General features: G+C 64.2%; 13 protein-coding genes. 6 read left to right on the forward strand and 7 right to left on the reverse strand.

The window, feature by feature from the left end; all coding sequences use genetic code 11:
• Window positions 1–4 precede the first annotated feature (4 nt).
• Window positions 5–466 carry a hypothetical protein gene (locus tag ACNEOT_RS10620; RefSeq protein ID WP_415973959.1) on the forward strand — a complete coding sequence of 154 codons (462 nt, stop codon included), beginning with the start codon at window positions 5–7 and terminating at the stop codon, window positions 464–466.
• Window positions 467–556: 90 nt separating this feature from the next.
• On the opposite strand, the gene ACNEOT_RS10625 is transcribed toward ACNEOT_RS10620, so the two are convergent.
• The 4 genes from ACNEOT_RS10625 to ACNEOT_RS10640 form a co-directional block, all read right to left on the reverse strand.
• Entirely contained in the window at window positions 557–1,105 is a 549-nt protein-coding gene (locus tag ACNEOT_RS10625) for a Dps family protein (RefSeq protein WP_415973960.1), read from the reverse strand.
• A gap of 78 nt (window positions 1,106–1,183) precedes the next feature.
• On the reverse strand, window positions 1,184–2,251 hold the full coding sequence (locus ACNEOT_RS10630) for a TerC family protein (RefSeq protein WP_415973961.1): 1,068 nt from the start codon (window positions 2,249–2,251) through the stop codon (window positions 1,184–1,186).
• A complete protein-coding gene (locus tag ACNEOT_RS10635) occupies window positions 2,248–2,403 on the reverse strand; it encodes a hypothetical protein (protein ID WP_415973962.1) in 156 nt (51 codons plus the stop codon). Before ACNEOT_RS10635 ends, ACNEOT_RS10630 begins: the two co-directional genes overlap by 4 nt.
• 195 nt (window positions 2,404–2,598) lie before the next feature.
• Window positions 2,599–3,813: a PucR family transcriptional regulator gene (locus ACNEOT_RS10640; RefSeq protein ID WP_415973963.1), complete on the reverse strand. Its 1,215-nt coding sequence runs from the start codon at window positions 3,811–3,813 to the stop codon at window positions 2,599–2,601.
• A 176-nt stretch (window positions 3,814–3,989) separates the two neighbouring features.
• Here ACNEOT_RS10640 and ACNEOT_RS10645 point away from each other — a divergent pair, with 176 nt between their 5' ends.
• Both ACNEOT_RS10645 and ACNEOT_RS10650 read left to right on the forward strand, forming a co-directional pair.
• The gene (locus ACNEOT_RS10645; protein WP_415973964.1) at window positions 3,990–5,429 is read left to right on the forward strand and encodes an amino acid permease; all 1,440 of its coding nucleotides are present in this window, start codon (window positions 3,990–3,992) and stop codon (window positions 5,427–5,429) included.
• Window positions 5,426–6,325 carry a universal stress protein gene (locus ACNEOT_RS10650; protein ID WP_415973965.1) on the forward strand — a complete coding sequence of 300 codons (900 nt, stop codon included), beginning with the start codon at window positions 5,426–5,428 and terminating at the stop codon, window positions 6,323–6,325. Before ACNEOT_RS10645 ends, ACNEOT_RS10650 begins: the two co-directional genes overlap by 4 nt.
• A 3-nt stretch (window positions 6,326–6,328) precedes the next feature.
• Here ACNEOT_RS10650 and speB read toward each other — a convergent pair whose 3' ends face one another.
• Entirely contained in the window at window positions 6,329–7,288 is a 960-nt protein-coding gene (gene speB, locus ACNEOT_RS10655) for an agmatinase (protein WP_415973966.1), read from the reverse strand.
• A gap of 114 nt (window positions 7,289–7,402) precedes the next feature.
• Between speB and ACNEOT_RS10660 the strand changes: the two genes are divergently transcribed.
• From ACNEOT_RS10660 to ACNEOT_RS10670, 3 genes are read left to right on the forward strand one after another with little or no spacing between them, the layout of a single operon-like run.
• The gene (locus tag ACNEOT_RS10660) at window positions 7,403–8,035 is read left to right on the forward strand and encodes a helix-turn-helix domain-containing protein (protein ID WP_415973967.1); all 633 of its coding nucleotides are present in this window, start codon (window positions 7,403–7,405) and stop codon (window positions 8,033–8,035) included.
• Window positions 8,032–8,898: a carbon-nitrogen hydrolase family protein gene (locus ACNEOT_RS10665; protein WP_415973968.1), complete on the forward strand. Its 867-nt coding sequence runs from the start codon at window positions 8,032–8,034 to the stop codon at window positions 8,896–8,898. Before ACNEOT_RS10660 ends, ACNEOT_RS10665 begins: the two co-directional genes overlap by 4 nt.
• The gene (locus tag ACNEOT_RS10670; protein ID WP_415973969.1) at window positions 8,895–10,580 is read left to right on the forward strand and encodes a flavin monoamine oxidase family protein; all 1,686 of its coding nucleotides are present in this window, start codon (window positions 8,895–8,897) and stop codon (window positions 10,578–10,580) included. Before ACNEOT_RS10665 ends, ACNEOT_RS10670 begins: the two co-directional genes overlap by 4 nt.
• Here ACNEOT_RS10670 and ACNEOT_RS10675 read toward each other — a convergent pair.
• Both ACNEOT_RS10675 and ACNEOT_RS10680 read right to left on the reverse strand, forming a co-directional pair.
• Entirely contained in the window at window positions 10,577–11,281 is a 705-nt protein-coding gene (locus tag ACNEOT_RS10675) for a YoaK family protein (protein ID WP_415973970.1), read from the reverse strand. The genes ACNEOT_RS10670 and ACNEOT_RS10675 overlap by 4 nt on opposite strands.
• A gap of 141 nt (window positions 11,282–11,422) precedes the next feature.
• Entirely contained in the window at window positions 11,423–12,547 is a 1,125-nt protein-coding gene (locus ACNEOT_RS10680) for a Glu/Leu/Phe/Val family dehydrogenase (RefSeq protein WP_415973971.1), read from the reverse strand.
• Window positions 12,548–12,574: the final 27 nt, after the last annotated feature.

Here is a 12,574-nt window from a genome sequence, read left to right on the forward strand (position 1 = left end):
GCCCATGAATGACAAGACCGACAATCAGTCCGGCCCCGAGCTGGCGCCACCCGACCATCGGCGCCCGAGTGGTGTCGACGATGCGACTGTTGCCGCAGCAGGCAAGCTGTCCGAGGCACTCGAATGCGTCGAACGCGCCCGCGGGCATCTCTATTCTTTCCATCAGTTGATGGGGCACGGCGACCTGTTGCTCGGGGAGGCCGTCGAAGCGTTGGCCGATGCGGGTCACGACGTCATCGCGGACCGACTGGATACGGACATGATCGGTCGCAACATTGCGCCCGGTCGTTGGACGTTCCAGCTCGTCGAGGAGTTCGACGACGGCTACTGGACGCCGTTGCGCGAGCACGATCGAGCAGTGCGTAAGGAGTTGCTCGCAGGCCGACGCCACGTCTTCGAGGCCGAGATGAAGGAGAGGCGTCGAACCCACGGCCGTAGCGGCCACGAAGCGCGACCGTCCGACTGAGTTCGACCGTGCACGACAAAGCACCGATCTTGCCGGGGGTCCCGGCGAGATCGGTGCTGTGGGCGTAACTCGGTGCTGAGGTGAGAGTATCTAGCCTGCTTGCTTCGCCGCGTCGACCTCGCTGGTGGCGTTCGCGGTGGACAGTTGGCCACCGGAGTTCTCCAGGTGCGCCCGCACGAACCAGTGGAACAGCTCGAGCTGCGCGCTCTGGCCGATCAGCATGTCCTCGGTGACGGGGTCGATCTCGCCGACCTCTTCGATGTTCTTACGGGTGGTCTCGATGACTCCGGTGTAGACCAGATCGAGGGCTCCGAGGTGTTCGATGGCCGTTGCGCGGCCGATCGAGTAGTCGTCCCAGCTGCGCTCGGACACGATGGTGCCCGGCGTGCCCTTGGCCGACGAACCGAGGGTTGCGATGCGTTCGGCGACATCGTCTGCGAATCCTCGAACAGCCTCGACCTGCGGATCGAGCATTTCGTGAACCGAGATGAAGTTGGGTCCGACCACATTCCAGTGAATGTGCTTGAGCGTCAGATGAAGATCGTTGTAGGCGTTCAGACGATCCTGGAGGATCTCTGCGACGCGCGCGCCCACTTCCGAGGTGAGTCCGGGAACGGTGTACGAGTTCTTTTCAGCCATGTGCAGTGATTGCCCCATCGCCCCGAAACACAAACATGCCCCGCCGAATCGAATCGGCGGGGCATGCGTGGTTGGGGACTAGGACTTGTCGAGCTTCGGTGAATCCGTACCCGACGTTCCGGTGGACGAGGTGCCGGCGGAGGACGTCTCGGTCGTCGGATCGACGATCGGGCTGTCGGCGGCGATCGTGTCGACCGCATCCGCAGTGCTGTCTTCCTTCGGGGGATTCTTCAGGCTCAGAATGATCGAGCCTGCCAGAACCACGATGATGACCACCAGGCTCACGAGTGACGGGATCTCGGGGATCGACGTGCTGATCACCTTGTGTCCGGCCTGCAGGATCAGCTTGACGCCGATGAAGGCGAGGATGATCGCCAGTCCCTTGGACAGGAAGTGGAACTTCTCCAGCAGCCCTGCGAGCAGGAAGTACAGGGCTCGAAGGCCCAGGATCGCGAACGCGTTCGACGAGTACACGATGAACGGGTCGTCGGTCACCGCGAGAACGGCGGGCACACTGTCGACGGCGAACACCAGGTCGGCGGCTTCGATTGCGACGACTACGGCGAGCAGCGGAGTCGCGACGCGTTTGCCGGCTTCCTTGACGAAGAACTTGGTGCCTGCGTACTCGTCGCGGACGGGGACGATCTTGCGGAGCAGTCGAACTGCGATCGAGGTGCTCGGGTCGTACGAATCGTCCTCGTCCTTCATCAGCTTCCATGCGCTGTAGAGCAGGATGGCTGCGAAGACGAACAGAACGGCGGCGAACTTGCTGACGATGGCAACACCTGCGGCGAGGAAGATCGCGCGGAAGACGAGGGCACCGATCACGCCGAAGAACAGCACGCGGTGCTGATATTCGCGGGGGACCTTGAAGTATCCGAAGATCAGCGCGAAGACGAAGAGGTTGTCGACCGACAGACTCTTCTCCAGCAACCACGCCGTGGTGTATTCGACTCCGGCCGTGGTGCCGAGGGTGAAGAACACGACAATGCCGAAGACGATGGCCACGCCGACCCACAGAGCACTCCACCATGCGGCTTCCTTGAAGCCGATGATGTGGGCACCGCGGTGCGCCAACAGGTCGATTGCCAGCAGGATCAGAACGACGGCACCGAATGCCGCCCATGCCCACAGTGGGACGCTCATGAACGGCCACCTCTACTCGTGAATTTGCTGCCGAGCTGCTTGAGCTTCGCCCGGTTCTCGGGCCTGCTCGCGTACCGGCGGGCCTGATCGATCATCTTCTTGCCCTGGGGGCTGCGAGCGAACGATGTCAACTTCTGTGTCAACGACGCCATGTGTTCACGCTCCTTATTCGTTCTCGTCTGTTGTCGTCTCGTGGTTCCGGCCGAGTGTCGAACCTCGGCTAACGATGCTTCATACCGCGACTACTCCAGTGTGACTGTTAACTTTCCTGCAGGCATGGTCGTTTTACGGACACGTTTTCACCGTTTTCGTTGCCGGGTTACGGCAGTTTCACGGGTGTCGCTGCGTTACGACGACGGGCGAACTTCGGGCCAGTCGAGCAACATTGCTCCGAGCACCGCTGTGTGCAGCGCGAATGCCTCGACGGGGTTGCCCACATCCTGCCCGGTCAAATCCTTTATCCGCGACAATCTGTACGTGACCGCCCGCACAGACAGGTGCATGCGGCGGGCGGTGGACGCAGTGTTCGCGCCGGTGTCGAAGTACACCTGCAATGTTTCGAGGAGCGGCCCCGCTCCGCCTCGCGCGGCCAGCAACGGAGTCAGCAATGTGTCGACCAGATCGGCGATCGCCGCACGATCACTGATCAGGACGCGGTAGACGAGCAGATCGCGAGCGTCGACGACAGGTGCGTCGAGCCCGAGCGAGGAGGCGAGATCGAGTGCGTCGAGCGCTTCCCGATACGACGCCGCTACCCCGACCGCACCGCCGCGTGGGCGGCCGACTCCGATCTGCGTTCGGCCGTATTCGCCTTTGCGGCGGAGGTCGACCGAGTCGCTCGACACCGGTGCGGACGTACCGAGGGCCCGGCCGGCGCGGGTCAACACGTGGTCGACGGCTTCGAAGTCGGGTGCCGGGAACACCAGAATCAATCGGTCCTGCTTGGTGGCGACGAGCAATTCGGCGTCACCCTTGCTGCCCTGCACACTGCGCTCGACGAGGGCGATGGCAGAACTGGCGTCGGTGAAGGGCGTCGTCGAGCGCACCACGGCCACCACGTGCGGACTCGACAGGTCGAGGCCGAACGTCTGCGCGCGCTGAAGCACCCCGGCGACATCGGAGGTGCCCGAGAGCAGGTCGTCGACGAATTCGCGGCGCGCGAGCACCTCGGCCCGGACGAGTGTGCGCCGAGCCAACTGAAACCCTTCGGCCAATTCGGCCACCGCGTCGTCGACGGCGCGCAGCATCACCTCGCCTGCCGTCACGACTCCGGCCGGGTCCTCGGCGGCAGAGACGACCGCAGGCAGTTCGCGCCACAGTCGCCACGCCGATGTCAGGTACAGGTCGAGCAACGCGCGCAGCGCAACGCCTGCACGGGCCGCAGCGTCGCCCTGCGCCCGAAATTCGCGCAGCTGCGTGCGGCTCAGTGGGACGCCCGCATCCACCGCGTCGGTGAGGACGTCGAGGAAGCTGCCCAGGAACGCGACGTCGAGTCCCCCTGCATCCGAGGCGGCCTGCGCGGCGACCGAATCGAGCGGTAGCGCGTCCCGCTGTGTGGCCATCTGTTCTCGTGTCTCCCATCCGACTCGAGGTCAATGGTAGGCATCGCGGTGCCGGTGAGAAAACGAAATGTCTCTGCGCCCACCGATTGCACGGCGTGTTCGATGTGCGAGAGGCGGTATCGGGGAGCACAATCAGCCGATCCGCACCGTTCGTCTCCACGTTGGGAGTGCCGGCCATGACCTCGTCGAACAGACCCGCAGCAAGTCTGCGATCGCAACTGCTTCGCAAGAAGCCGATCGTGGATCCCGATCAGGAGACCGGCGGGCTCCGGCGGACCATCGGCACCTTTCAACTGACGATGTTCGGTGTCGGTGCCACCATCGGTACCGGCATCTTCTTCGTCCTCTCGCTCGCCGTCCCCGAAGCCGGTCCCGCGGTGGTGCTCTCATTCCTGGCCGCGGGAATCGCGGCCGGACTCGCCGCCATCTGCTACGCCGAAATGGCGTCGGCGGTACCGGTTTCGGGCTCGACCTACTCGTACGCGTACGTGACAATGGGCGAAGTCGTTGCAATGGGCGTGGCGGCCTGCCTGTTGCTCGAGTACGGAGTGTCGAGCGCAGCCGTCGCCGTCGGGTGGAGCGGGTACCTCAACGAGCTGCTGAACAATCTGTTCGGCTTCACCATCCCGCACGCACTCTCCGCTGCGCCCGGCGACGCCGATCCCGGCATCATGAATCTCCCTGCGGTGGTGCTGATCGTGCTGTGCGCCGTTCTGCTCATCCGCGGTGCGAGCGAGTCGGCGGCCGTCAACGCAGTCATGGTCGTCATCAAACTCGGCGTGCTGGCTCTGTTCGCAATCGTCGGTTTCACCGCCTTCGACTCGGGCAACTTCTCGGACTTCATGCCCCTGGGCGCCGCCGGTGTGACGGCTGCGGCAGGCACGATCTTCTTCTCGTTCATCGGTCTCGACGCGGTGTCCACGGCGGGTGACGAGGTGAAGGATCCGCAGAAGACCATGCCGCGCGCCATCATTGCGGCGCTGATCGTCGTCATCGTCTTCTATCTCGTCGTGGCCGTTGCCGCACTGGGGACTCAGCCCTGGACCGACTTCGCCGGTCAGGAGGAAGCAGGCCTGGCGGAGATCCTCCGTAACGTCACCGGGCAGGCCTGGCCGGCAACGATTCTGGCTGCCGGGGCGGTCATCTCGATCTTCTCGGTGACGCTGGTGACGATGTACGGACAGACTCGCATTCTGTTCGCCATGGGCCGAGACGGCATGTTGCCGAAAGCTTTTGCGAAGGTCAGTCCCCGCACGCACACGCCGGTCAACAACACGATCGTCGTCGCGGTCGTCATCTCGATCCTCGCCGCCTTCATTCCCCTCGACAAGTTGGCGGATCTGGTCTCGATCGGCACCCTGGTTGCATTCATCGTCGTGTCCATCGGCGTGATCGTGCTGCGTCGTTCCATGCCTGATCTCGAACGGCCGTTCAAGGTTCCGGGATATCCGGTGACTCCGGTGCTGTCGGTTCTGGCCTGCCTGTACATACTCTCGGGACTGCACTGGACCACGTGGTTCTGGTTCGGACTCTGGCTCGCAGTGGTGTTGGCGTTCTACTACTTCTGGGGCAGACACCATTCCACGTTGCGTGGTGCAGAGCAGGATGCACGATGAGCGTCCTGATCGCGTTCGCTCCCGGCAAAGGCAGTGTCGGTGCCCTCGATCTCGGTGCCCAGCTCGCTCGGTCGCTGGGTACCGAGATCGACGTGGCAACTGTAGTGCCCAAACCGTGGTCGACGCCGTCGATGGCACGGGTGGACGCGGAGTTCGCCGACTGGGCAGCAACGACAGCGGCCGAGTCGGAGGCGAAAGCCCGCCATTACCTGCAAGACCGAGCGCCCGATATCACCGCGTCGTTCCACCGATTGGCCCACCGCTCTGTGTCGACCGCGTTGACCGAGGCAGCCGAGAGCATCTCGGCCTCGGTGCTGGTTCTCGGTTCCTCGGGCGACGGCGCACTGGGGCAGGTGGTCGTCGGATCGACCGCGGACAAACTTCTGCACTCGTCGCCGGTGACCGTCGCTCTTGCTCCGCGTGGCTATCGCATGCGCGACCGAGCCACGCTGACGCGGATCACATGTGCGTTCTCCGGAGACAGCGAAGCATCTCGAGTAGTGAGTCCGACTGCCCAGCTCGCCCGAGACGCAGGCATTCCGCTTCGGCTGGCGTCCTTCGTCGTCCGCGGGGCAACGATGTACCCGCCCGAGATCGGGCTGCGAGCCGAGGACGACGTGGCCGCCGAGCTCGCCCGAGGTTTGAGTGAGGCATTGACCGCTGCGGTGGACGACGCAGTCGCGGTTGGTCTTTCGGCCGAACGGGTGACCACCGAGCTGGCCACGGCAGGCAGTTGGCGTGAGGCACTCGACGAAGTCCAGTGGCAGGACGGTGAAGTGCTGACCATCGGATCGTCCGGACCACTGGGACCGATTGCTCGGGTCTTCCTCGGTTCGCGGGCCACCAAGATCATTCGGCACTCGCCGGTGCCCATCATGGTGTTGCCGCGGCGGTGAGGGCTATCGGTTGAGGGCGAGCACCGACAACAGTTCGTAGGCGACGTGAGCCGCTGCGATGCCGGTGATTTCGGCATGATCGTAGGCGGGGGCGACCTCGACGATGTCGGCACCGACCACGTTCAGGCCGACCAGTCCGCGCAGGGTGTTGAGCAATTCTCGTGACGTCATGCCACCGGCCTCGGGAGTGCCGGTACCCGGAGCGTGCGCCGGGTCGAGAACGTCGATATCGACCGAGACGTAGACCGGCCCGCCGTCGAGACGCCTGCGCATCCTCTCGACGATGCTGGCAACCCCGTCGACCTCGTAGTCGTCGGAGCGAATCACCTGGAAACCGAGCACGCGATCGTCCTCCAGATCCTGCTCGCTGTAGAGCGGGCCGCGAATGCCGATGTGCTGCGAGCGCTCGAGGTCGATGAGGCCTTCTTCGCTGGCTCGCCGGAACGGGGTGCCGTGCGTGTAGGGCGCACCGAAGTACGTGTCCCAGGTATCGAGGTGAGCATCGAAGTGCAACACCGCTATCGGCCCATGATCACGCGCGAGCGAGCGGAGGATCGGTAGCGCGATGGTGTGGTCGCCGCCGAGAGTGAGTACCGACGAGCCGTCGGCGCGCAGGTCCGTCACCGCGTCGTGCACCGTCGTCAGCGCCTCGGTGATATCGAACGGGTTGACGCCGATATCGCCGAAATCCGCAACTTGCTGGCGGGCGAAAGGAGAGACCTGCAGCGCAGGGTTGTACGGTCGCAACAGTTTCGACGCTGCCCTGATGTGACCCGGACCGAAACGCGCACCGGGGCGATAGCTCACGCCGGAATCGAACGGCACTCCGAGGATGGTTACGTCGGCCCGGGACACCTCGTCGAGCCGAGGCAGCCGTGCGAACGTCGTCGGCTCGGCATAGCGGGGAACCTTCGTGGCGTCGACCGGGCCGATCGGGCTGTGCTCGGGATTGCTCGGGTTCATCGAGAATTCCTTCCGAAACGAGGAGACCGGTAGTCGTTGGGTCGACCATGTCGCCCGGCAAGCGTTACTCTGATGCTCGATCTTGTCAACACGTGTTTCCTGAGAGGTGGAACGGTGTCGGTTGCTACGTCGGTCGTCAGCGATGCGCCACGTATCGGTGCGCGTCTCAAGGAGGCCCGGCAGAGGAAGCGACTGACGCTCGGTGCCCTCGCCGATACCTGCGGGGTGACCAAGGGGTACCTGTCCAAACTCGAACGAGACCAGGTCAACGCGTCGGTGGCGTCCCTGGTTCGAGTCTGTGCGGCCCTCGATCTTCCGGTCGGCTCGCTGTTCGACGACGCTCCGTCCGGCGAGGTGGTTCGCGCGCAGTCGTTGCCGCGCATCATGTTCGGCGGAGAGGCGATGACCGAGTATCTGTTGACGCCGGTGGGGGAGCGTCGAGTGCAGGTGCTGCTCGGTCATATCGACGCCGGTGGTGGCAGTGGAGCCGAGGCGTACACCCTTCCGCTCGACGTGACGTTCGTGCACGTGATCTCGGGTGCGTTGAGGGTGACGTTCGAGGCCGAACCCGACGGTACTTTTGCCGGTGACGAGGTGCTGCTGGGTGCCGGTGACGCCTTCACGTTCTCGCCCCGTCGACGACACAGCTTTCGGAGCGAGGGCAAGGGCGGTGCGCAGGTGCTGTGGGTGTTGGCGCCCGCGCTGCCCGAGGAGTTGCCTGCGCGGAAACAGGAGTTGCTTTCATGACGGTCACGGTGTCGCTGTTTCAGGGGCCGGAATTCTCCGGCGATGTGGACACCAACCTCGCCGCTCTCGACGCTGCAGCAGAGAGCGCGGCCGCAGCAGGCGCGTCGATCCTGGTGACTCCTGAGATGTCGGTCAGTGGATACGACATCGGTGATCTCGTGCTCGAGCGAGCCGAGCCGTTCGACGGTCCCATCTTCCGAACGGTGTCCGCAATCGCCCGATCTCGTTGTGTGGCAATTGTGTACGGGTACCCCGAGATCGGTCATTCGAAGGTCCGTGGGGATACCGTGTTCAATGCGGTTCAGGTGGTGGATGCATCGGGACGGTCGTTGGCGCGCTACCGAAAGACCCACCTGTTCGGTGAACTCGATCGCACGCATTTCACGCCGGGACCCGAACTGTTGGTGCAGTTCGATTTCGGTGGACTGCGGTGCGGCCTGCTCACCTGCTACGACGTCGAATTCCCGGAAGCCGTGCGCGCTCACGCGGACGCCGGAACGCAATGGTTGGTGGTTCCTACGGGTCTGATGACCCCGTTCGAGATCATCGCAACCCATGTCGTTCCGACACGAGCATACGAGAGCCAACTGTTCGTCACCTACGTCAACCGCTGCGGCACCGAGGCCGAACTGACGTACTGCGGACTGACGTGTGCCGTCGCACCGAGTGGCACCGACATCGCGCGCGCCGGTGCGCACGAACAACTTCTGACGGTGGAACTCGATCCGGCCGAACTCACCCGATCACGCGCCGTCAACACCCATCTCGGCGACCGTCGCCATGATCTGTACCGGACAGTTCTGTCTCGGACGGGTCTCGACCCCACAGGGCCCTCGCGGGCCGAGCAGGAGACCGACCGATGACCACACCCGTCACCCCGGACAGCGCCATCGAATCCGAGGAAACACAGCCGCTCACCATGTTCGGCCCCGACTTTCCGTTCGCGTACGACGACTACCTGGCGCACCCGGCCGGCCTCGGACGCATCCCCGACGCGGCCCTCGGTAGCCGAGTTGCCGTGATCGGCGGCGGACTGGCCGGGATGGTCGTTGCCCACGAACTGCTCAAGTTGGGTCTGGAACCGGTTGTCTACGAGTCGGATCGGATCGGGGGCCGAATGCGGTCGGTGCCGTTCGAGGGGCATCCCGGCGTGGTGGCAGAGATGGGCGCGATGCGGTTTCCGCCGTCGTCGACCGCTCTGTTCCACTACCTCGACGCCGTCGGGCTCGAGACCACGCCGTTTCCGAACCCCCTGGCCGAGGCGACGCCGAGCACGGTGATCGACCTCAAGGGCGAAAGTTACTACGCACGTAAGCTCGACGATCTTCCGCCGGTGTTCGCCGAGGTTGCCGATGCGTGGAACAAGACGCTCGAGGAGCATGCCGAACTGATTCCGCTCCAGCGCGCTATCCGCAGGCGCGACGTGGCCGAGATCAAACGGATCTGGAACGAGCTGATCGTGAAGTTCGACGATCAGACCTTCTACGGATTCCTGGCCGCATCCGAACACTTCTCGTCGTTTCGGATGCGCGAGCTGTTCGGCCAGGTGGGATTCGGAACGGGTGGCTGGGATACCGACTATCCCAACTCGATTCTCGAGATCCTCCGAGTCGTCATCACTGCAGCGGACGATCACCATCGCGGAATCGTCGGTGGCTCACAGCAACTGCCGATGCGGCTGTGGACGCAATCGCCGGAGAACACGGCGCACTGGCCGGCAGGTACATCGGTCGCCTCTCTCAACGGCGGCACCACCATGTCTCGCGTCACCGAGATCAGGCGCACCCACGGCGGCACGACGATCCACGACGACCGCGGCAACATCCGTACCTATGCCGCCGCAGTCGTGACCGCCCAGAGCTGGATGTTGCTCAGCAACATCAGGTGTGACGACGATCTGTTCCCCATCGACCACTGGACAGCCATCGAACGCACTCACTACATGGGGTCGACCAAGGTGTTCGCACTCGTCGATCGGCCCTTCTGGAAGGACAAGGATCCGGTCACCGGGCGCGATCTCGTGAGTATGACGCTGACCGACCGAATGAGCCGCGGCACATACCTGCTCGACCAGGGGGAGGGCCGTCCCGGATTGATCTGCCTGTCCTACACGTGGTCCGACGACTCGCTCAAGCTCCTGGCCCTCGACCCCACCGAACGCATGAACATCATGCTGCGATCGCTCGAAGAGATCTATCCTGGCGTCGATTTCCGCAGCCACATCATCTCCACACCGGTGACACTGTCCTGGGAAACCGAGCGCGACTTCATGGGTGCGTTCAAAGCAAATCTGCCGGGCCACTACCGCTACCAGGAACGACTGTTCACGCACTTCGTGCAGCATCGGCTCGACCCACGACATCGAGGAATATTCCTTGCCGGCGACGACATCTCGTGGACAGCGGGCTGGGCCGAGGGGGCCATCCACACCGCACTCAATGCCGTGTGGGGCGTCGTGCATCATCTCGGAGGAACATCGGCAGAAGGCAACCCAGGACCGGGCGACGTTTTCGAGTCCATCGCGCCGCTTCGGTTGGGTGACTAATCCTTCGATGCAACCGATCGAGGTGGGCGCTCGTCGAACACGAACAGCGCCAAAGCGATCGTCAACATCACGGCAACGACCCAGATCGCTCGCAGCTCGAACAGCTCGACGGCAGCTGCGCCCAGCAGCGCCCCGCCGAGAAATCCCGAGATCACCGCGCCGAACCGTCGTGCCCGCGTCCCGGCCTCGCGATCGTGTTCGACCACCCGGTGGAAAGCGGCCATCGCCATGCTCCGGAGATTTCCGGTTGTCATCGTGGTGTTGAACGGCGAATCGACCAGTACGCGAAAGGTGGTCACCTGTACGCCCGCCACGTGCGCGAGGATCACCGAGACCACGGCGTCGGGCACGGTCGCCGGGAGAAATCCGACGACGAGAACCACGAGGATCTCGAACACCAGCACGGCCCGCACCGGACGTCGCACGACCTTCGCCACCGCGGGCAACGCGACGAACTCTGCTGTCGCGACGCCCAGTACGAAGGCCGTCAGTGGCGGTAGGAACGCGAGGGCCTCGACCCATCGGCCGCCGGCAATATCGACGCCCAGGAGCACCACGTTGCCGGTTTGCGCGCCGGCGAACACTCCGCCGCGAGTGACGTAGGTATAGGCGTCGAGGAATCCACCGACGGCAGCGAGGAGAACTCCGAGCCGCACCGATTTCGAAGTCGTGACGGAGATGTGGGGCTGCGGCGTGGTCACCGATAGAGCTTGGCACACCCGCCCGCGCCTGCGGATCCGCCATTGAGCTGGTCTCCGTGTGCGTGACGCTTCACTCCTATGGCCGTTGGGCGGAAAACCCCCATCGGCCCTTCGGAGTGGAGCGAGACGTGCACATTCGCGCTATCGCTGTTGGGCTGCCGCGATTCGATCCTCCGCCAGACGATCGGCTGCGGCTCCCAGCAGAATGCCCTCGGCGCGCCCGATGGCGAAGATGCCGGCAACGGTATCGCGAATCTTTCCGATCGTGGCCATCACCTCGGCCGAATTCCTGCCGCGCAGTTCACCTTCCACCTGGATCAGGCCGCCTGCGTTGGCGACGTAATCGGGTACCCAGACGATTCCGCGATCGGCCAGCATCTCTTCGACGTCGGGCGTGAGGAGTTGGTTGTTCGCCGCGCCACAGACGATGGATGCTCTCAACCGGGCCACGGACGAGGCGTCGAGAGTGGCACCCATGGCGCACGGTGCGTAGATGTCGATGTCGGCACCGATGATGTCGGCACCGATGATGTCGGATCCGATGATGACGCCGGGAAAGTCTGCGGCGATGCGATCGAGGGCCGGTGCGTAGGAGTCGCTGACGATCACCTCGGCACCGGCATCGAGAAGCAGTGCGACGAGGTTGTAGCCCACCTTGCCTGCGCCCTCGACGCCGACACGTTTGCCGGTCAGATCGTCCGAGCCCCAGACCGATTCGACCGCGGCGCGAAGCGAGAGGAAGACCCCGAGTGCGGTCTGGGGTCCGCTGTCGCCGGTGCCGCCCGCGGTGGTGTTCTTGCCGACGACGTGCGCGGTCTCCTCGGCGATGATGTCGAGATCGTCGCTGTTGGTGCCCACATCGCCTGCTGTCACGTAGCTTCCGCCGAGCGAGTCGACGAATCGGCCGTACGCGCTCAGCAGTGTCGGGGTCTTGATGGCGTTGGGGTCGCCGATGATCACTGCTTTTCCGCCGCCCAGATCGACTCCTGCGACTGCTGCCTTGTACGTCATTCCACGGGAAAGTCTGAGCACGTCGGTCAACGCGTCCTGCTCGGATGCGTAGGGGTAGAAGCGAGTTCCGCCGAGGGCCGGACCGAGCGTCGTGGAGTGGACCGCGACGATCGCGCGCAGACCGGTGTCACGATCCTGGCAGAACACGACGCGTTCGTGTCCCGAGCCGTGCGGCAGGTCGGGACGATCGAAGACGCCTGTCGGCAGCTGATCGGTCGGGGTGGCTACGGCGGGACGGTCGGCAACGACGGACACAGTTGTCTCTTTCGGTGATGAGGCAGT

This window comes from Rhodococcus sp. 077-4, assembly GCF_047782425.1.
GTDB lineage: Bacteria > Actinomycetota > Actinomycetes > Mycobacteriales > Mycobacteriaceae > Rhodococcoides.